The sequence below is a fragment of the Mesorhizobium sp. L-8-10 genome, from assembly GCF_016756635.1.
Classification (GTDB): domain Bacteria; phylum Pseudomonadota; class Alphaproteobacteria; order Rhizobiales; family Rhizobiaceae.
Map to the genome: position 1 here is coordinate 553,911 of NZ_AP023263.1, position 20,223 is coordinate 574,133.

The window sequence follows — 20,223 nt, forward strand, 5'->3', positions numbered from 1 at the left end:
TCGGCGGCCTCACCCACCGAAGAAGATGAAGCTCGCTATGAGGAAGCTCGGGATCAATATCGCTCCCGACCACAGCATGTAGCCGAAGAAGCTCGGCATGCGGATGCCGCGTTCCCGGGCAATCGCATAGACCATGAAGTTCGGCGCATTGCCGATATAGGTGTTGGCTCCCATGAAGACGGCGCCGGCCGAGATGGCCGCGAGCGTCCTGGCATATTCCGTCATCAGGCGCTGAGGATCGCCGCCCGCCAGTTCGAAGAAGACGAGATAGGTCGGCGCATTGTCGAGGAAGGAGGACAATATGCCCGTCAGCCAGAAATAGGCGAGGTTGTTCGGCTCACCCGTCGGCGTGGTGACCAGCGCGACCAGCGGCGCGAGCACGCCTTCCGGCCCCGCCCGCAATATGGCGATAACGGGCACGATGCAGATGAAGATGCCGGCAAAGAGCTTGGCGACCTCCACGATCGGCCCCCAGGAGAAGCCGTTCGCCCGGCGATACTCCTTGCGCGTGGCTACCAGCGAAACCAGGGCAAGCACGACGATCACGCCGTCGCGCACCAGGTTCTGCAGTTCGACCGGCACGCCCTGGATGGTGAAGGCAACGCCGGGCTTCCACACCGCGGAAAGCAGGACCATGGCAATCACGCCGGCGAGAAGCGGCACGTTGACGAGACCGCGAATGCGGACCTTGGAGTCCGGGGTCGGATCCTTGACCTTCGGCAGGCCTGCCTCGCGGTAGTGGAGGAAGGTATCGAGCGCGAGGAAAGCCGCGAGCACGATGCCGCCAACCAGCAGCATCTCGTAGAAGAGGTGCTCGAATGTCCAGAAGAAGCCGACGCCGCGCAGAAAGCCGACGAAGAGCGGCGGGTCGCCGAGCGGCGTCAGCGAGCCGCCGATGTTGGACACCAGGAAGATGAAGAAGACGATGACATGCGCGTTGAACGGGCGGTTGTCGTTGGCGCGGATGATCGGCCGGATCATGATCATCGACGCGCCCGTAGTGCCCACAAAGGAGGCCAGCACCGCTCCGATGACCAGGAGTGCCGCATTGACCAGAGGCGTGCCGTGGATGTTTCCGGCGACCAGGAGGCCGCCCGAGATCGTGAACAGCCCGAACAGCAGGATGATGAACGACATGTATTCGAGCAGCAGCGTATGCAGCACCGCGCCCGACGCGGCCGCCCAGCCGAAGGACGCCGCGAGCGGCAGCACGATCAGCGCCGCCCAGGCCGCGGTGATCTTGCCGTAGTGGTGCTCCCAGAAATGAGGATAGAGCAGCGGACCGGTTGCGATCGACAGGAGCAGCCCGAGGAAAGGCAGCGCCCACAGGAGCGACATGGCCGCTCCCGGCAGCGCGTGTTCCTCGGCGGCGAAAGCCGCCGGAGCGCCCGACAGCAGCATGATCATCGCGGCACCTGCCACGATGCTTCTCGACTTCAGCATCAGCAGTCCATCCCCCGGATCGAGCGCCGGCGAGATGCCGGCTGAGCGGTTTGGTTGAGGGCGCTTAGCCCATGCGGTCCGCCCGGTCCACCCTTATCCGGCCGGCGGCGACATCAATTCGAGGCGAGCGTGACGCCGGCTTGCCGCATGCGGCCCAGCATCGCGTCCAGCGAGCCGCCGAGGTCGATAGCCCGGCAGGCGTCGAGGCGCACCATCGTGGCGAAACCCTGCGCGACGGCATCGAGCGCCGAATAGGCGACGCAGAAATCCGTCGCCAGCCCGACCAGCGTGATGTCGCGGATACCGCGTTCGCGCAGATAGCCGGCGAGCCCGGTCGGCGTCGAGTGATCGTTCTCGAAGAAGGCCGAATAGCTGTCGATGGCGGGACGAAAACCCTTTCGGATGATAAGTTCGGCCTTGGTTCGGTTGAGGCCCGGATGGAACGCGGCGCCGCCTGACCCCTGGATGCAATGGTCGGGCCACAGGGTCTGCTCGCCATAGGCCATCCGTACCGTTTCGAAGGGCTGGCGCCCGGGATGGCTGGAAGCGAAGCTCGAATGGTGATGCGGGTGCCAGTCCTGCGTCAGCAGGACATGCTCGAAATGTTGCGAGAGCCCGTTGATGACGGGAACGACCTCGTCGCCGCCTGCCACGGCCAGCGAGCCGCCGGGGCAGAAATCGTTCTGAACGTCGATGATGATGAGAGCAGAACCGGCCATGGACGCCTCCAGTCGCTAACGGCCTGCGTGGCTTCGCCCACGCATCACCTGCCTAGCTTATTCCTTTGCCGCAGGTTTTCATCGGAAAACCGCGGAACATTTTACCGAAACCTGCTTCGACCGACCGAAACCACGGGAACGAAAAAGCCGGGCCGCGTCAACCGCTTTCGGCAAGAACCCTGCCGGCCGGGAAACACGACGTCCTCTTTGACAAGCGCGGCCACCTTGATATCATTTGCGTGCAAACAATTCTCCGGTGCCGGAGGCATTGCGTGATCCGTTACGCGAAACCCAGGGCAATCGATGAAGCGCTGCGGCTCCTCGGCGAGGATCGGTGGCGGATCCTGGCGGGCGGCACGGATTTCTACCCTGCGCTCGGCAACCGCCCGTTGCGCGAGAATGTGCTCGACATAAACGGCCTCGATGGTTTGCGCGGCATCTCCGAAACCGCGGAACATTTCGTCATCGGCGCGCGCACGACATGGACGGAGCTCTTGCGCCAGCCGCTTCCGCCGGCCTTCGATGCCCTGAAGCTGGCAGCGCGGGAGGTCGGCTCCGTGCAGATCCAGAATGTCGGAACCGTGGCCGGCAATCTCTGCAACGCCTCGCCTGCCGCCGACGGCGTGCCGGCGCTGCTGATTCTCGACGCCGAGGTCGAGCTCCGCTCGCGCGACGGCATCAGGCATGTCGGCCTCCCCGACTTCATCCTTGGCAACCGGCGCACGGTTCTGAAGGACGGCGAACTGATGACTTCCATCCGCATCGGCAAGGGGTCCGCCACCGGCAGCTCGGCCTTCGTGAAGCTCGGCGCCAGACGCTATCTGGTCATCTCGATCGCCATGGCGGCCGCCCGGATCGTGTCGGCCCCGGACGGAACCATCACAGGTGCGGCCGTCGCGGTCGGAGCCTGCTCGGCGGTCGCCCAGCGGCTCGGCCAGCTGGAGCTGGCGCTGCTTGGCCGCACCGCGGCCGCCGCGCCCGGTATCGTTGAAGACGGACATCTGGCACCCCTCGCGCCCATCGACGATGTGCGCGGCAGTGCCGACTATCGGCGACAGGCGGCGCGCGCGATCGTGAAACGCGCGCTTGCGACCGCCGCCGCCGAACCTCTCGAAGGCGTCGCGGCATGAGCGCCGAAACCAGTTCGATCGGTTGCGAGATAAACGGCTCGCCAGTCAGCCTCAATGTTCCGCCGCTCGCCCGGTTTTCACAGGTTCTGCGCGACGAGCTGGGGCTGACCGGAACCAAAGTCGGCTGCGATGCCGGCGATTGCGGCGCCTGCACGGTGCTGGTCGACGGCGACCCGGTCTGTGCCTGCCTGATGCCCGCCGCCTCGGCCGCCGGCCGGAAGGTGCGCACCGTGGAGGGCCTGGCCAATGGCAGGCTGTCGGCCCTGCAGGCTTCCTTTCTGGAGCACGGAGCGGCCCAGTGCGGAATCTGCACGCCGGGGCTGCTGGTGGCCGCCACGGCGCTGCTCGAGCGCAGGCCACATCCCAGCGAAACCGAAGTGCGGGACGCGCTGGGCGGCATTCTCTGCCGCTGCACCGGCTATCAGAAGATCGTGCGCGCGGTGATGCTGGCATCCTCCCGCACTGCCGATCTCGACCTCCGCACGCCCGGCGCCGGCCGTGCGATCGGTGCGTCGCCGGTCCGGCTCGACGGCGTCGCCAAAGTCACCGGGACGGACCGGTTCGGCGCCGACGGCTTTCCCCGGGATGCGCTTGCTGTGCTGGTCGTGCGTTCGCCACACTGGCATGCGCGTTTCCGCTTCGGCGATCTCCAGGCCTTCGTCGCGACACATCCCGGGCTGACGGCGGTCTACACCGCGTCCGACCTGCCGGGGGAAAACCGTTTCGGTGCGATACCGACCTTCGCCGACCAGCCGGCACTGGCAGAGGGCATCGTCCGTTTCCGCGGCGAGGCCGTAGCCGTGGTCGCCGGCGAGCGCGACACGATCCGCGACCTCGACCTTTCGGAGTTTCCGGTCGAATGGACCGAACTGCCGCCGCTTCTCGATCCCGCGGAGGCCCGGTCTGCGGACGGCTTTCTGCTTCATCCGCACCGACCGCACAATGTGCTGGCCGAAGGCATCGTTGAGAAGGGGAATCCCGAACAGGCGCTGGCCGGCGCGGCGGCAACCGTCACCGGCAGCATCGAGACGTCCTATGTCGAGCACGCTTATGTCGAGCCCGAGGCGGGATGGGCCGAGATGGAGGGCGACACGCTCGTGGTGCGGGCTTGCACGCAGGCGCCCTATCTGGACCGCGACGACACCGCCAAAGTGCTCGGCCTCGATCCGTCCAAGGTCCGCATCGTGCCCATGGCGACGGGCGGCGGCTTCGGGTCCAAGCTCGACCTTTCGGTTCAGCCTTTCATCGGTCTCGTCGCGCTGAAGACCGGCCGCCCCGCCGCGCTTGCCTATACGCGCGCCGAATCGATGATGTCGACCACCAAGCGGCACCCGGCCTCGATGAGTGCGACGATCGGCGCCGATGCCGACGGCATGGTGACCGGCATGGTTTTCGAGGGCGACTTCAACACCGGGGCCTATGCGAGCTGGGGGCCGACGGTAGCAAACCGGGTGCCGGTTCACGCTTCGGGGCCTTATCTGACGCCGAACTATCGCGCGCGGGGCCGGGCGGTGCACACAAACGGGCCGATCTCCGGCGCCTTCCGCGGCTTCGGCGTGCCCCAGGCGACGATCATGCAGGAGACGCTCTATGACGAGCTCGCCGGCCAGCTCGGCATCGACCGGCTGGAGTTTCGCCTGCGCAACGCACTTCGCAACGGATGCGAAACGGTCACGGGCCATCGTCTCGAGCAGGGCGTCGGCATAGCCGAGTGCCTCGGTGCGCTGGCGCCGCACTGGCGTCGTGCAATGGCGGAAGCCCAAGCGTTCAATACTTCGCATGACGGCGTCAAGCGCGGCGTCGGCGTCGCGTCCTGCTGGTACGGCTGCGGCAACACCGCCCTGCCGAACCCGTCGACCATCAAGATCGGCATCTCGGCCGACGGCGCTGTCGTGCTCCACCAGGGAGCGGTCGACATCGGCCAGGGCGCGAACACCGTGATCACCCAGATCGCCGCCGACGCGCTCGGCCTGCCGCTCTCGGCCTTCCGGCTGAAGGACGCCGATACGGCGGTCACGCCTGATGCCGGCAAGACCTCGGCCTCGCGGCAGACCTTCATTTCGGGCAAGGCGGCCGAGACGGCTGCGCGAGCCCTGCGGGATGACATATTGCGCTTTGCCAATGTCTCGGCGCAGGCGACGCTTGCGTTCGAGAACGACGCGCTCATCATCCGCGAAGGCGAGGCGATGCGCCGGATCGCGCTCTCCTCCCTTCCCTGGAACGGTGAGGGCTACGTCTTCGTCGCGGAGGAGACCTATGACGCGCCCACGCAGGCGCTCGACGAGAAGGGACAGGGCCGCCCCTACGCGGTCTACGGCTACGGCGCCCAGATCGCCGAGCTGGAGGTGGATATCGCGCTCGGCACGGTCCGGTTGGTGAAGATCACCGCCGCCCATGACGTCGGCAAGGCGATCAACCCCCTGCTTGCCGAAGGGCAGATCGAGGGCGGTATCGCGCAGGGTATCGGCATGGCGCTCATGGAGGAATATGTGCCCGGCCGCACCGAGAACCTGCATGACTATCTGATCCCGACCTTCGGCGACATCCCGCCGATCGAAACCATTCTGGTCGAAGTTCCGGATCCGGAAGGACCCTTCGGGGCCAAGGGCTTGGGCGAGCATGTGCTGATCCCGACAGCGCCGGCGATCCTGAACGCGATCCGCCATGCGACCGGGGTGCTGGTGACCAAGGTGCCGGCGACCCCGAGCCGCGTGTTGGCGGCGATCCGGGCGACCGCGGAGAGTGCTCCATGAGCGAGCTCGCCGAACGCTTCGAAACCCATGAGCCCGGCGCCAAGCAGGCGGGCGAGAAGATCCGCTGCGACGCCTGCCCGGTCATGTGCTACATCGCAGAGGGACGGACCGGAGCCTGCGACCGCTACGGCAATGTGGGCGGCAGGATCGTCCGCTCGGATCCGCTCGTCATCCTCAACCACGCCGAGGAAGCCGGCGGCGCTATCGTGCCCTTCCTCGGCGAGGACGAATGGGACGGAGCGCTGCTGAACACGGGCCCCCGCTTCGTCACGGCCATCGGCGCGGGGACAACCTATCCGGACTACAAGCCGGCGCCCTTCATCGTCTCGCAGGAAGTCGAGGGTGTCGAACTCGTCACCGTGGTGACCGAGGGCATCTTCAGCTATTGCGGCGTCAAGGTGAAGATCGATACGGACCGCCATATCGGCCCCGAGACCGCCACAGTACGTGCCGAGGGGGAAGCCGTCGGCCATGTGACGACGGGCGAATACGGCTCGCAGATGCTGTCGCTGGGCGGCGTCACCCATCTGACCGGCGGTTCGAAATCCGAGGGGCGCGTCACCTGTGACACGCTGCTCAACCTCTGCAACCGCAAGCCCGTCGAGCTTGCGATCGACGGCGGTGCGACCGTGATCGTCGAGGCGGGCAAGGCACCCGTCATCGACGGCAAGGCCGAGCACCGGATGCGGGTCGGCTGCGGCTCCGCCACCATCGGCATGTTCGCAACGCAATGGCGCGGGCTGGTGGACGAGGTGGTGGTCGTCGACGACCACATCACCGGCGTCGTCTCCGAGCACCAGGCCGGCAAGGTGCTGGGCTGGGAGGACACCGGCATCAGGATCATCGGCCGGCGGTCGACGCCCGGCCGCTATTTCAAGGTGTCCGAACCCGGCCTCGGCTGGGGCGGCACGACGATCTCCGACCCGCTTGCGATACTGGGCGAGTGGAACCCGAAGAAGGGCGCGCGACCAGGCCTATCCCTGCTGATGGTTTCGACGACAGGCGAGCAGTTCGCCTATTACGAGCTCGACGAGCAGCTGAAGCCTGTCGAGAAAGCGTTTCCCGAACGGCTGCGCAAGTCTGTCGGCCTGATCGAGGACAATTGCGAGCCGGCCCTTTGCACGGTTCTCTTCATCGGCGGCGCGGGCGGGTCGCTGCGCGCGGGCGTCACCGAAAATCCCGTCAATCTCACCCGCTCCGTGCAGCGGCTGCAGACCTATGTCACCGTCGGGGGAGCGCCGGTCTATGTCTGGCCGGGCGGCGGCATCACGCTGATGGTCGACGTCACCCGCGTCCCGGAAAATGCCTTTGGCTATGTACCGACCCCCGCGCTCGTCGCGCCGATCGAATTCACCATGCGCCGCGACGACTATGTCAGGCTCGGCGGCTACGCGGCGGAGATCCGAAGCATCGACGGTATCGTGGCGCATGGCGGGGAATACGCCAATCCCAGACATGGCGCTGTTGCTTCCGGACGGAACCCATGGCCGCCGCTGGCGCAGCTTCAGCGCTTTGCAGTGGATGGGCGGAAGCCATGAGCAGCAAGCGTTATTTCGCTTCCAGAACGGACGAGAAGATTACCCCTCATCCGACCTCGCTTCGCGAGGCCACCTTCTCCCACAAGGGGAGAAGACAGGTGCCTGGCTTGGCCGGTTGTGCAAGTCACCAACGTCGACGACTGGCGGAAACGCTGCGGCAGCGCCTTCTCTTCTCCCCTTGTGGGAGAAGGTGGCCGCGCGAAGCGCGGACGGATGAGGGGTGCTCGCAGAAGAGCCGAGCTCGCCGCATGGACCGACGGCCATGACAGGCCCCCAGGCAAGTCTGCTGCCGGATGGCCGCCGGCTGCATCTCAATCATGGGCCGATCGACCTCATTATCGAGGCATTTGGGGCAGTAGAGGAGCGCGACGCGGCCTATGTGCAGGCCAAAGAGCGCTTCCAGACCATCCTCGGCGAGTTGGTCGAGGAACTCGACGGGTTGCGGCGGCCCGCCGGGCCTCTGCCGCGAGCGTTCCGAGGGCCGACCGCCAGGCGCATGGAGGCGGCCGTGTCGCCTCATTCATGCTCGTTCATAACGCCGATGGCGGCGGTTGCCGGCTCGGTGGCCGACGAGATGATGGCTGCGATGCTCGCCGGACGAAGGCTCGATAAGGCCTATGTCAACAATGGCGGCGACATCGCCCTCCATCTTTCCCCGGAATCGGAAGTTCGCGCAGCAATCGCCGGTACCGGTCATGGCTTCGCCGACCGCTTGTTGATCCGCCACGCCGATCCGGTGCGCGGCATAGCCACCAGCGGCTGGCGCGGCCGCAGTTTCTCGCTGGGCATCGCCGATGCAGTGACAGTATTGGCCGGGAGTGCGGCAGAAGCCGATGCGGCGGCGACGGTGATCGCCAATGCGGTCGATCTGCCCGGCCATCCGGCGATTGTCCGCCTGCCTGCGCGCAGCCTTTCCCCGGACAACGATCTCGGCGACCGGCTGGTCACCCGAGGCGTCGGCAAGCTTCAGCCGGAAGATATCGCCGAGGCCCTCGACAGGGGTTGGACCGTCGCCGAAGAAATGCGCGACAAGGACGTTGTCGTCGCTACCGCCTTGTTCCTGTGCGGCGACAACCGTATCAGCGGCCCGATGATGCTGGATGCGTCGGACCGCGGCAATGCTAGGATCCGGCAGGAGGAGCTTTCCCATGGTTGAGTTTCCGATCCGCAAGATCGCGATGCTCGTGGAAGAGATATTCCACGAGGGTGGGCCGGCAGCAGATCAACCGCGCCGGCGCGCGGCGGCCATGGCGCTCGTCGGCAACCCGTTCGCAGGTCGCTATGTCGCGGAAGTGCAAGGCGCCATGGAAGACCTCAAGCCACTCGGCCTCATGTTGTCGGACAGGCTGATCGACGCGCTCGGCGGCGATCCCTCTGTCATCGACGGCTACGGCAAGGGCGCCATAGTGGGAACGGCGGGCGAACTCGAGCATGGTGCGCTCTGGCACGTGCCGGGCGGCGATGCGATGCGCGAAAGGCTGGGCGAGGCCAAGGCCATCGTTCCGTCGGCCAAGAAGGTCGGCGCCTTCGGTGCGCGGCTCGACGTGCCGATCGGTCACATCAACGCGGCCTATGTGCGCAGCCACTTCGACGCCATGGAGGTCGGCATCAGCGACGGCCCCCGCCCCGACGAGATCCTGTTCGTACTGGCCATGAGCTGCGGCCCGCGCATCCACAATCGCATGGGCGGCCTGGAAGCCAAGGATATAAAGGCATGGGACGGCCTACGGTGACGAGCGGCGAGAACATGCTGCGCCGGATCGAAAGCGACAGGGCCGACGACGGCTATCATCTTCAGGATCAGGTGGGCTTCATCCTGCGCAAGGCGCATCAGCGCCATGTGGCGATCTTCGCCTCACATATCGGCGACCTCACACCGCCGCAATTCGCCGCACTCGCCAAGCTTCAGGACATCGGCGAGACCTCGCAGAACCAGCTCGGCGCGCTGATCGCCATGGACGCCGCGACGGTCAAGGGCGTCATCGACCGGCTCAAGGCGCGCGGTTTCGTAGAGATCGCCAAGCATGACGGCGACAAGCGCCGGCTCCTGGTGAGCCTAACCGACGAAGGGCGGCAGGCGGTCGAGCGGCTGATCCCGCTTGCTCAGAAGATAACCGCGGAAACGATGGCGCCGCTGTCGCCGAAGGAGGCAGGAACGTTGTTGAGGCTGTTGGGGAAAATAGCGAGTAGCGAGTAGCGAGTAGCGAAGCGGATCGCGGGGCTGCTTGGCAGCGCAACCTCTTTCGTCCCCTATTCGCTATTGGCTACTCGCTATTCGCTAACTCCTGTATTCCGGCTCCTGCTCATCCAGGATCGCCTTCAGTTCCGCCAGGTGCCGTATTGCCTGGCCGGGATAATCGTCCAGTTCGCGCGCGGTCTTTTCCGCTATCTCGTCGGAAAGCATGCGCAGCGGACGTCCCGTCCACAGCGCCTTGATGTAGGTCTCGGCCGCACGCTCGAAATAATACATGCGGTTGAAGGTGTCGGCGACCGAATCCCCGATCACGAGCACGCCGTGATTGCCCATCACCATGACCTTGACCTTCGGATCGGCAAGCAGTTTCGAGCAACGCTCGCCCTCTTCCTCGAAGGCCAGTCCGCCATAGAGCCCGTCGACGACATGGCGGTTGAAGAACATCGCCGAATTCTGGTCGATCGGCGGCAGCCTCGAATCCGCGAGCGAGGCAAGCACGGTCGCATGGATCGAGTGGACATGCATGACGCAGCGCGCATGGGCGCAGTTGCGGTGAATGGCGCCGTGCAGCCCCCATGCGGTTGGGTCGGGCGCGTCGGGCCGGTTCATCGTCTCCGGATCGTCGGCGTCGATCAGCAGCAGGTCGCTCGCCTTGACGCGCGAGAAGTGGACCTGGTTCGGGTTCATCAGGAACCGCCTGCCCTCGTCGTCCACGGCAAGCGAAAAATGATTGGCCACAGCCTCATGCATGTTGAGCCGTGCCGTCCAGCGGAAGGCGCAGGCGAGATCGACCCTTTCCTCGTAATAAGGAAGGTTCGAATGGACGGGCAGACGGGCGATGCTCACGGGACCTCCCTGGCAGCGGCTTCGGATTTTCCCTCGACACTGCAGTGCGCTCGGCCGTCTCGCAATCCCAAATCCGACAGCGTCGGGGCCTGGACCAAGCGATCGTCCGGCTGCACCGCGCCGCTTGTCCAGCCTCAGGCCGCCATCCTCGACGATGGAGGCGACGACCTCAGCCAGACCCTTGCCGCGCCACATGCGGGTGAAGCCGAAGTGCCTGATTGCTCTTCTCGATGACGAGGGAGGTCCGACAGGTGATGCTCCCGAGAACACGTTGAGCGCGAGATCGGCGATGTCGGGCAAAGCGGGGGGTTCCGATCACGATGTTGCGAGTCCCTCGAAGGCCAGAACCGCAAGGGCCGCCCCGACCACGAGGCAGAGCGGCGAATAGTAGCGCGCGTCGAGCCGGGCGAACGGCATTTCCGGCGTGAGCCGCCGCCAGTAGGAGGTAAAGCCGAGGAGGCCGCGGAAGAGGAAGACGAGCGCCACGAAAAAGGCCGCACCGGCAAGGGATTGCCGTGCGAACGGAGAGGCGAAGAGGTCGCCCAACGCCAGCACGACCAGTGTCACGGCGACGACCAGGCCCGCAACCGCGAAGCAGGCGGCCGGGGACGGCATGGTGTCTATGCCCTTGAAGCCGGCAACGGCGCGGGCGCAGGACCTTTGGTCGGCGCCCGGCCAGACGCCGCCAATACCCCAATAGGCGTGCAGTGCGGCGATTGCCGTGAGCGGGATCGCGATGATGACGGCCAGCAGGCTCATATTCGAAACAGATCCGATCCGCTCCGGGGTGATGGCGAACACTTTCCGCCGCTGCCAAACATGCCCGCGCGTCGCCGCCTTTCGCCGCGAGCGGGCACGGCGACGTCGAAGGGTTCGGCCAGAGGGGTTCCGCTCCCGCGCCTGACAGCTACCGCATGCACCATCACTTTGCCCCAACGGTCTGGGCCCGCGCCCGCGCCGGGCGCGACAGGACGCGATCGAAATAGGCGTTGACGTTGTCGGACTCGATCGCGAACTTGCCGCCCCGCGCCCAGGCGCCCATATCGCCCAACAGCACGTCGACAGCGCTGAAACGATCCCCCAGCGCATATTGCCTGTCGCCGAGGCGCCGTTCCAGGGTCTGGACCTCTTCACGGAAATCGTGGGCCGTCGCGGGCCCGACGTCGACCCGCAGCTCGGCCGGCAGGATGAAGCGATGGCGCAGCTTGTTCCAGAGCGGCGCTTCGAACTCCGACTGCGCATAATGCATCCAGGAATCCATGGCGGCGCGGCCGGCGCAGCCGGGCTCCGACCCCATTCCCTTGTCGGGATGCCGGTCCGCCAGATAGACGCAGATCGCCGCGGAATCGGTCACGACGACATCGCCGTCGACCAGGGCCGGCGATTTTCCCGACGGGTTCAGCGCATACATCTGCGGCGACCGGATGTCGGCCTTCACGAACTCGTAAGGTACCCCGAGTTCCTCCAGCATCCACAGGACGCGGCCGACACGGGAACCGGGCGAACCAACGGCTTTGTACATTCGAACTCTGCCTTTCCTGACCACAGAGGGGAAGACTATTTCACAATGATACGTGTAGGCAAAGCGAGGGCCACTCAGACGATCGTGTCGAAGAGCCGCAGGATCCAGGAGATCTGGTAGAGCAGCGTTCCGGCGACGAAAACGGCCTGAAATGCGCGGTTCTTCGTCCATGCGGCAGCGATGCAGAGGGCGACGAGGACCGGCGTGCGGACAAGATATTCCGTACCGAAACGCGCGAAATGCGCCTGGCCCTTGATCAGCGTGTCGACGATGTCGAACACGTAGGTTGCGGCCAGCACGCCGAAGAACCAGGTCCGCCGCGAGATGAAGAAGTCCTCGTAGCCGGCATAGTCGTACATGCTATCGGGGAAAAGCAGAGCCGCCAGCAGGAACAGCAGCACCGCATAGGCGATGATGAACAGATAGGCGCCGAAGGTCCATTGCGTGATGCCGAACAGGCCGAACTCCCACCACCAGAAGTGGACAAGCATCAAAAGCACCGAAGCCACCCACGCCAGATGCACGGGATAGAGCCGGTACTGGGCCGGGTGCTGGATGATGCGGGCGACACCGGAGAGCAGCCGCGTAACGCCGAGGCCGATCACCATGCCCATGACGATGCGGATATGCGGAAAGGCTTCCGCCCCGGCCGCCAGATGCTCTCCCGCTGCCATCAGAGCCGGACCGTCAAGAGGATGACGCCGCCGGCGATCATGACGACGCCAAGCCAGTTGGCTGCCGACAGCTTCTCCCCGAGAAAAAGAACGCCGAACGCGGCGACAAGTACGACGCTCAGCTTGTCGAGCGGCGCGACGCGGGCGGCATCGCCAAGTTTCAGCGCTCGGAAGTAGCACAGCCACGAGGCGCCGGTGGCAAGGCCGGACAACAGCAGGAAAAGATAGGTCCAGCCGGAAACGGAGCCGGGAGCCTGCCATTGCCCGGACGCGAGCAGGATGCCGCCCAGCGCACCCAGGATGACGATTGTGCGCACGAAAGTGGCGAAGTCGGAATTGACGTGCTCCACGCCGACCTTGGCGAAGATGGCCGTCAGCGCGGCGAAACAGGCCGACAGCAATGCCCAGAACTGCCAGGATGCAAGCAAGGATTTCATGCTGTCTGTCTAGACCAATCGCCGGTCGGGTTGAACCACCTCCCGGCCCGTCAGGCCAGGAATAAGCGCTACACCAGAGACATGGCCGGATTTTGCCTACGTTGGCATACGGTGCGACGGCAAAGAACTGCGGTGCCTCATTGCCGCCAAGCAATGGTCACGCAATGACCCGCTCGTCACCGGCTTCTGTCCCCATTTCGCGTATGAGGTGCTCCCGCCACCCGAACTGTTCGTCTGCCAACCGATGGAAAGGAAGATCCATGCGAACAATGACGATCCTTGCGGCCGGTGCTGCCCTCATTTTCGTTTCGGCCGCGAGCGCCCAGGAACAGCCGGCCGCGCCGCCGGCGGGTTCCGCTCCGACGGCGCCGAGCGCACAACCGGCCCGGCCGAGCATTCAGAGTGTGAACATCGTCGACATCAAGGAACTGCCCGAGGCCACCCAGACGCAGGTCAATGAGGTTGTCGACAAGACCAGCGATGCCGATCTTCAGAAGCTGCGCAGCACCGTCGACGCGACACCCCAAGTCAAGTCCGCACTCGAAGCCAAGGGGCTTTCGTCCGCGCAGGTCGTCGCTTTCAGCATGGGCAACGACGGCGTACTGACGCTGATAACCAAGAAGCCGGGTTGAGGACCCGGACGGACGGGCCGATCTGCGGCCCGTCCGTCGCATCACAACTGGAACCACAGGCCGCCGGGATTCGTTTTGGTTCTTCGAACCGTCGAATAGCAGGCCACAGGGAGCGCGTGATGCCGTTTCTCGACCTCAGAAGCACAACCGCCATCGCAATCGCCGCCCTGCTGGTCGGCGTTGCACCCGAGGGCCGGGCGCAAGGGCTCGAAAGCAAGGAAACGGTTGAGAAGATCGTCGGCTCGGAGGTCAAGGAAGAAGAAGCACGCGCCGCCGCCGACGCCGAAAGAGTCATCGCCGCGATCGACAGGACCAGCGAAAATATCGGGACGGTCCGCAAGATCTCCAGGCTAGACAAGATCGACATCGTCTTCCTGGCCGATGCGGCCGTCACTGAAGGCGGCCCGCCGCCGCAGATCGAGGCGAAGGTGAAAGAGCACGAAAAAGAGATCGCCGACCTGCGGAAGGAGATCGAGGGCAACGCCATGCTGTTCCATGCGATCGACTCCAGGCAGATCCTGACCCGGGATGTGCTGGCAATAGACTTCGACAGCCCCAACACTGCCGTCATCTACGCGGCTGCGAAACCTGCGCAGTAGTCGGTTCGGATCCCCGACCGCAGACCCGGCCGCGCGGCGGTATCGTCGAAGCTGCAGGCATTGATCGGCGGCCGGCAAGCGACTATCTGGGTTTTGCACTTTCCAGCCTCATCCCCCGCCATCCGAGGAATCCCCATGGCCGATCTCTCCGCCTTCCCGATCAACACGCGCTGGCCGGCGAAAGATCCGGACGTGCTGCAGCTCTATTCGCTGCCGACGCCGAACGGCGTCAAGGTATCGACCATGCTGGAGGAGATCGGCCTTCCCTACGAGCCACATCTCATCGACATCGGCAAGAACGAGAGCTGGACGCCGGAGTTCCTGTCGCTCAATCCGAACGGCAAGATTCCGGCGATCGTCGACCCCAACGGGCCCGGCGGCGAACCGATCGGCTTGTTCGAGTCAGGCGCGATCCTCGTCTATCTCGCCGAGAAGACCGGGCTTTTGATGCCGAAGGATCCGGCGCGCCGTTACGAGACCCTGCAATGGGTGTTCTTCCAGATGGCGTCGGTCGGTCCGATCTTCGGACAGGTCGGCTTCTTCTACAGGTTCGCCGGCCGGGAGATCGAGGACAAACGCCCGCTGCAGCGCTACGCCGACGAATCCCGGCGCCTTGTCGGCGTGCTCGAGACACGGCTCGCCGATCGCAAATGGATCATGGGCAACGACTATTCGATCGCCGATATCGCAACCTTCCCCTGGGTGCGCACGCTGAAGGTCTATTACGAGGCGGACGCGCTTATCGGGTTCAAGGATTTCCCCAGGACCATGGCATGGCTCGACCGCGCTCTCGAACGTCCGGCCTCGCAGCGCGGCCTCAACATCCCGGCGCGAGGCTGAAGTAGCGAAGATGGCAGGCAGCGAGCAGGCTCCGACGGAGCCTCCCGCTCTCGGCGCTACTCCTCGCGGAACGCCCGCTCGATCTGATCGCTCAAAGGCTTGACCAGATAGGACAGGATGGTGCGGTCGGTCGTGCGGAAGAAGACCTCCGCCGGCATGCCCGGCGTCAGCGTGAGCCCCTTCAGACGCGCGACCTGTTCCTTCGGCAAGATCACGAAGGCGGTGTAGTAGGCCGCCCCGGTGCGCTGCTCGATGGTGAGATCGGCCGAGACGTTGCGCAGCACGCCGTCGAGCTCGGGCGTGGTGGTCATGTTGAAGGCCGACAGCCTGACGGCCGCCTCCTGCCCGGGCCGCAGTTGGTCGATGTCCTGAGGCGCGACCTGCACCTCGATGGTGAGATCGTCCGAGACCGGCACGATCTGCATAAGCACTTCGCCTGGTGAGATCACCCCGCCGACCGTATGGACGGCAAGCTGATGCACCACGCCGTCCTGCGGGCTCCGGATCTCGATGCGCTTGAGCTGGTCCTCGGCGGCGACGCGGCGCTCCGCGAGCTCGGAGAGCTTGCCCTGGGCTTCGCGCAGCTGGCCGGCGACCTCGCTTCGCATCTCCTGGCCGATGTAGATGATCTGAAGCTCGATCTCGCTGGCGCGTCCCTTGGACTGGGCGATCGCGGCGGTGAGCTGCCCGAGCTCCCCGTCGAGCCGCACGGCGTCGCGCTCCAGCGCCGTCATGCGCTCGAGCGACACCAGCTTCTTCTGCCAGAGCTGACGGACGCTCGCCAGCTCTTCCTTCATGATCTCGATTTCCTTGCTCTTGGCCGATTTCTGCAGCTCGAGACCGGAGACCTCCTCGCCGAGCTGCGCGATGCGCTCGCGCAGCTGCGATTTCTGTCCTTCCCGCGCCGACCGGCGGAACTCGAACAGGGACCTCTCGCCGGCGATCATGCGCTTGACGACCGGATCGTCCTCGCGCTCCAGCAGCGCGGCCGGGAATTCGACGGTCTCGGCGCCGTCACGCTCCGCCTCGAGGCGGGCGACACGCGCCTGGAGCTCGTCGATGCTCTTGGAGACGACGCCCAGATTGGCGCGGGTCAGTGTCTCGTCGAGCTTGACGAGAACGTCGCCCTCCTTGACGGAGGTGCCTTCGCGCACATTGATCTGGCCGACGACGCCGCCGGACGGATGCTGGATCTTCTTGACGCTGGAATCGACCACCATGCGGCCGCCCGTGATGACCGCCCCGGACAGCTTGGTGGTCGCGGCCAGACCGCCGATCCCGCCGATGAAGAATACCGCCGTCGCGACACCGGCAATGAGATAGCGCCGGATCGACTGCTCGATCGATTTGTCGTTCGCGGACATCAGCCGTTACCTTCCTCTGCGGTCGCCACCACCTTGAGTGGCACCTGCACCGATCCCGGCCGCATCACCTTGCCGAGGACCTCGTTCTTGGGACCGAAGGCCTGGGCGCGGCCGCCGGCCATGACCAGCACCTGGTCGAGACTGGCCAAGGCGCTCGGCCGATGCGCCACCACCACGGCGATGCCGCCACGGCTGCGCACGCTCTGGATGGCCCCCATCAGAGCCTCCTCGCCTTCGGCGTCGAGATTGGAGTTGGGCTCGTCAAGGATGACCACGAACGGATCGCCGTAGAGGGCGCGGGCCAGTGCGACGCGCTGCCGCTGCCCCGCCGACAGGCCGGCCCCACCCTCGCCGATCCTGGTGTCGTAGCCTTCCGGCAACCTGACGATGAGATCGTGCACGCCCGCCGCGGCCGCCGCCTTCAGGATCTTGTCCGACGGCGCGTCGGGCTCGAAGCGGGAGATGTTCTCGGCGATGGTGCCATCGAAGAGCTGCACGTCCTGCGGCAGGTAGCCGATATGAGGACCGAGCTCCTCCGGCGTCCACTGCTCCAGCGTCGCCCCGTCGAGGCGCACGGTGCCGCGCGCCGGCAGCCAGACGCCGGCAATGGCGCGGGCGAGCGAAGACTTGCCCGAGGCGCTGGGGCCGATGACGCCGAGCCCGGCGCCCTTTTCGAGACTGAAGTTGACGTCCTGGACCACCAGCTTCCTGTCGCCGGGCGGCACGATGGTGACGTTCTCCACGGAGAGCAGACGCTGCGGCGCCTTGAGTTCGACGCTGACCGGGGTCTCCGGCAGCAAGGCGAGAAGCTGCTTCAGCCGGCTCCAGCTCTGTCGTGCGGATACGAAACCCTTCCAGTGGGCGATCGCCAGCTCGATCGGCGCCAGGGCGCGGCTCATCATGATCGAGGCGGCGATCATGATGCCTCCGGTGGCCTGACCGAGCACCACCAGATAGGCGCCGATGGCGAGGATGCCCGACTGCAGCACGAGCCGCAGGATGCGGGAGACGGTGCCGAGCGTGCCGGCAACGTCGCTGGCCTTGGCGTGCGAGGCGAGATAGTCCGAGTTGATGGTTGCCCAGCGTTCTCCCATGCGAGCGCCGAAGCCCATGGCCTGCAGCGCCTCGTTGTTGCGGCGCGTCGCCTCGGCCAGCGACTGGCGTCCCTGCGCGAGCTGCCCGGCTGCCTTGGTGGGTTCCCTGGTCAGCATTTCGGCGAGCAGGGTGAGGGCAAAGAGGATGATGGCGCCGGCGAGCGCGGTAACGCCGATCCAGAAATGGAAAAGGAAGCAGATGCCGATATAGAGCGGCATCCAGGGCAGGTCGAACAGCGCGGTCGGCCCGGCGCTCGACAGGAAGGAACGGATCTGGTCCAGGTCGCGCAGCGGCTGCAGGCCGTCGCCGTTCATCTTGGTGCGCAGCGGCAGGCGCATCAGGGCCGAATAGACCTGACCGCTCATCTGGCCGTCGAGCGCGGCGCCGAGGCGTACCATCAGACGGGACCGGATCAGCTCGAGCACGCCCTGGAAAGCGAACATGGTGCCGGCGACGAGCATCAGGCCGACCAGGGTCGGCAGGCTCTTGGAGGGAATGACGCGGTCATAGACCTGGAGCATGAAAAACGAGCCCGTGAGCGCCAATATGTTGATGACGCCCGTCATCAAGCCAACGCCGCCAAAGGCTTTGCGGAAAGACATCAACGCCTTTGCCAGCGTCATGCGCGTGGTATCGTTCGAGCTCTGTTGCATCTTCTTCACCGGTTGTCCGACCACGACGCCAGCACGTCGCGGGCGATACGGTTGAAAGCTTGTTCTGGGCTTCTTTATGACTTCGACGAGTATGCCGGAAGGCCGGGCCAATAGCGCAATGACAACCGCCCGACAATCATCTTACCCCGGTAACGTTTTATCGCAGATTAATACAAGGGTACAGACGGTTGTGTGATTGCAGCTTGAATATGGCCGAGGGTCCGGCAAGCATTGCGTGCAAAGGATTCCAGCCCTCCCATCGCCCGCCGCCCCGCTGACCAGCCGCGCGTAGGGGGCCGCCTGCCGCAGATGCCGCGACGGTGTCGCCACGGCCCTGGCCGGCGGGCCGGACCTCGGCCGTCGTGCTCAGCCCTCGCTTCGGCAAAGGCTTGAATCACGGGTGGTTTTGCATTCCACTCCGGTGTATGCGGATGCAGCCGGGGAGCCACCGGGAAGCGCATTCCCGTCACAGCAGGATCGTTCAGAGAGCCAAGCAAATGTTCCAGCATGTCGAAGCCTATCCAGGCGACCCGATCTTCGCGATCGTCGACGCGTATCAGAAGGACCCTCGCCCGCATAAGGTGAATGTCAGCATCGGGCTCTACTACGATGGCGACGGTAACATCCCGGTGCTGTCTTCGGTGAAAAAAGCCGAGGCAATGCGGGCACTCGACACCAGCCCCCGCGCCTATCAGCCTATCGAAGGGGCGACGAACTACCGCAGGGCCGTGCAGCAACTGGTGTTCGGCGCCAGCCACGAGGCGGTCGTCTCCAACCGTATCGCCACCATCCAGACCATCGGCGGCTCCGGCGCGCTCAAGGTCGGTTCCGACTTCCTGAAGCGATATTTCCCGGACAGCCAGGTCTGGGTCAGCGATCCGACCTGGGACAACCATCGCGTCGTCTTCCAGGGCTCGGGCTTCACCGTGAACACCTATCCCTACTACGACCCCGCCACCGGCGGCGTGCGCTTCGAGGCGATGCTGGACGCCCTGAGGAAATTGCCTGCCAAGAGCATCGTGCTGCTCCATCCCTGCTGCCACAATCCGACCGGTGTGGACCTGACCCGCGCGCAGTGGGAGGAACTGATCCCCCTCATCGCCGAGAAGCAGTTCATTCCCTACATGGACATAGCCTATCAGGGTTTCGGCGATGGGATCGAGGAAGACGCCTTCGCGGTGCGCGCCATGGCCGATGCCGGCGTCAGCTTCCTCGTCAGCAATTCCTTCTCGAAGAACCTCTCCTATTACGGCGAGCGTTGCGGCGGGCTCTCGGTGGTCTGCGCCGACGCCGACGAGGCCGGGCGGGTGCTCGGCCAGCTCAAGCTCACCGTGCGCGCCAACTATTCCAGCCCGCCGACCTTCGGCGGCCAGGTCGCGGCAACGGTGATGCTCGACCCTGATCTGCGCGCCGAATGGGAAGGCGAGGTAAAGGCGATGCGCGAACGCATCAAGGCGATGCGCAAGACGCTTCACGACGTGCTGACCGCGCGCATCCAGGACCGGGATTTCGGCTATCTGCTCAGCCAGCGCGGCATGTTCAGTTATACCGGACTGACGCCCGAACAGGTGGATCGTCTGCGCGACGAGTTCGCGGTCTATCTGGTCCGCTCCGGCCGCATGTGCGTGGCCGGCATCAACGAGAAGAACGCCGCCACCCTCGCCGAGGCCATGGCCGCGGTGATGGCGAAGTAACGGCCGCATTCTCCCGGCGGCTCGCATTGACCGCAGCCGCCGGGCCCCGTGCTTTTCCCGTATTCCACACCGTGGCGTTCCGGCTCGCTG

Annotated in this window: 19 protein-coding genes; 10 read left to right on the forward strand and 9 right to left on the reverse strand. The window is 65.4% G+C overall.

From position 1 onward, the window contains the following. Positions 1–9: 9 nt before the first annotated feature. Entirely contained in the window at positions 10–1,407 is a 1,398-nt protein-coding gene (locus JN280_RS02540; RefSeq protein WP_244743450.1) for a sodium:proton antiporter, read from the reverse strand. Positions 1,408–1,556: 149 nt separating this feature from the next. Further along, complete coding sequence (pncA, locus tag JN280_RS02545) at positions 1,557–2,162, reverse strand: bifunctional nicotinamidase/pyrazinamidase (RefSeq protein WP_202309964.1); 606 nt, start codon at positions 2,160–2,162, stop codon at positions 1,557–1,559. A 272-nt stretch (positions 2,163–2,434) separates the two neighbouring features. Here pncA and JN280_RS02550 point away from each other — a divergent pair, with 272 nt between their 5' ends. The 6 genes from JN280_RS02550 (at position 2,435) to JN280_RS02575 (ending at position 9,780) form a co-directional block, all read left to right on the forward strand. Beyond that, on the forward strand, positions 2,435–3,292 hold the full coding sequence (locus tag JN280_RS02550) for an FAD binding domain-containing protein (RefSeq protein ID WP_202309965.1): 858 nt from the start codon (positions 2,435–2,437) through the stop codon (positions 3,290–3,292). After that, entirely contained in the window at positions 3,289–6,045 is a 2,757-nt protein-coding gene (locus JN280_RS02555; protein ID WP_202309966.1) for a molybdopterin-dependent oxidoreductase, read from the forward strand. The genes JN280_RS02550 and JN280_RS02555 overlap by 4 nt, the downstream gene beginning before the upstream one ends. Next, entirely contained in the window at positions 6,042–7,583 is a 1,542-nt protein-coding gene (locus tag JN280_RS02560; protein WP_202309967.1) for a 6-hydroxynicotinate reductase, read from the forward strand. Before JN280_RS02555 ends, JN280_RS02560 begins: the two co-directional genes overlap by 4 nt. 262 nt (positions 7,584–7,845) lie before the next feature. Continuing rightward, a complete protein-coding gene (locus JN280_RS02565; protein WP_202309968.1) occupies positions 7,846–8,739 on the forward strand; it encodes a UPF0280 family protein in 894 nt (297 codons plus the stop codon). Then, positions 8,732–9,316, forward strand: coding sequence for an amino acid synthesis family protein (locus tag JN280_RS02570; RefSeq protein ID WP_202309969.1), 585 nt, complete (start codon positions 8,732–8,734; stop codon positions 9,314–9,316). Before JN280_RS02565 ends, JN280_RS02570 begins: the two co-directional genes overlap by 8 nt. After that, entirely contained in the window at positions 9,298–9,780 is a 483-nt protein-coding gene (locus tag JN280_RS02575; protein ID WP_202309970.1) for a MarR family winged helix-turn-helix transcriptional regulator, read from the forward strand. Before JN280_RS02570 ends, JN280_RS02575 begins: the two co-directional genes overlap by 19 nt. Before the next feature lie 81 nt (positions 9,781–9,861). Here the strand turns inward: JN280_RS02575 and JN280_RS02580 are convergent, their stop codons facing one another. From JN280_RS02580 to JN280_RS02600, 5 genes are all read right to left on the reverse strand, one after another. Continuing rightward, entirely contained in the window at positions 9,862–10,623 is a 762-nt protein-coding gene (locus JN280_RS02580) for a class II aldolase and adducin N-terminal domain-containing protein (protein WP_202309971.1), read from the reverse strand. 315 nt (positions 10,624–10,938) lie between these two features. Then, positions 10,939–11,382: a DUF3995 domain-containing protein gene (locus JN280_RS02585; RefSeq protein WP_202309972.1), complete on the reverse strand. Its 444-nt coding sequence runs from the start codon at positions 11,380–11,382 to the stop codon at positions 10,939–10,941. Positions 11,383–11,545: 163 nt separating this feature from the next. Continuing rightward, positions 11,546–12,145, reverse strand: a complete 600-nt coding sequence (locus JN280_RS02590) for a glutathione S-transferase family protein (protein WP_202309973.1) — start codon at positions 12,143–12,145, stop codon at positions 11,546–11,548. A gap of 74 nt (positions 12,146–12,219) precedes the next feature. Next, positions 12,220–12,819 (reverse strand): hypothetical protein, encoded by a 600-nt coding sequence (locus JN280_RS02595; RefSeq protein WP_202309974.1) that lies wholly within the window; start codon positions 12,817–12,819, stop codon positions 12,220–12,222. Beyond that, entirely contained in the window at positions 12,819–13,256 is a 438-nt protein-coding gene (locus tag JN280_RS02600) for an EamA family transporter (RefSeq protein ID WP_202309975.1), read from the reverse strand. The genes JN280_RS02595 and JN280_RS02600 overlap by 1 nt, the downstream gene beginning before the upstream one ends. 260 nt (positions 13,257–13,516) lie before the next feature. On the opposite strand from JN280_RS02600, the gene JN280_RS02605 reads away from it, so the two are divergent. From JN280_RS02605 to JN280_RS02615, 3 genes are all read left to right on the forward strand, one after another. Beyond that, on the forward strand, positions 13,517–13,888 hold the full coding sequence (locus tag JN280_RS02605; RefSeq protein WP_202309976.1) for a hypothetical protein: 372 nt from the start codon (positions 13,517–13,519) through the stop codon (positions 13,886–13,888). Between the two features lie 119 nt (positions 13,889–14,007). Next, positions 14,008–14,487, forward strand: coding sequence for a hypothetical protein (locus JN280_RS02610; RefSeq protein ID WP_202309977.1), 480 nt, complete (start codon positions 14,008–14,010; stop codon positions 14,485–14,487). Between the two features lie 135 nt (positions 14,488–14,622). Further along, complete coding sequence (locus tag JN280_RS02615; protein WP_202309978.1) at positions 14,623–15,327, forward strand: glutathione binding-like protein; 705 nt, start codon at positions 14,623–14,625, stop codon at positions 15,325–15,327. A 56-nt stretch (positions 15,328–15,383) separates the two neighbouring features. On the opposite strand, the gene JN280_RS02620 is transcribed toward JN280_RS02615, so the two are convergent. After that, on the reverse strand, positions 15,384–16,691 hold the full coding sequence (locus JN280_RS02620) for an HlyD family type I secretion periplasmic adaptor subunit (RefSeq protein WP_202309979.1): 1,308 nt from the start codon (positions 16,689–16,691) through the stop codon (positions 15,384–15,386). Then, positions 16,691–18,439: a type I secretion system permease/ATPase gene (locus tag JN280_RS02625; protein WP_202309980.1), complete on the reverse strand. Its 1,749-nt coding sequence runs from the start codon at positions 18,437–18,439 to the stop codon at positions 16,691–16,693. The genes JN280_RS02620 and JN280_RS02625 overlap by 1 nt, the downstream gene beginning before the upstream one ends. A 497-nt stretch (positions 18,440–18,936) precedes the next feature. Between JN280_RS02625 and JN280_RS02630 the strand changes: the two genes are divergently transcribed. Beyond that, a complete protein-coding gene (locus JN280_RS02630) occupies positions 18,937–20,133 on the forward strand; it encodes an amino acid aminotransferase (RefSeq protein WP_202309981.1) in 1,197 nt (398 codons plus the stop codon). Positions 20,134–20,223 lie beyond the last annotated feature (90 nt).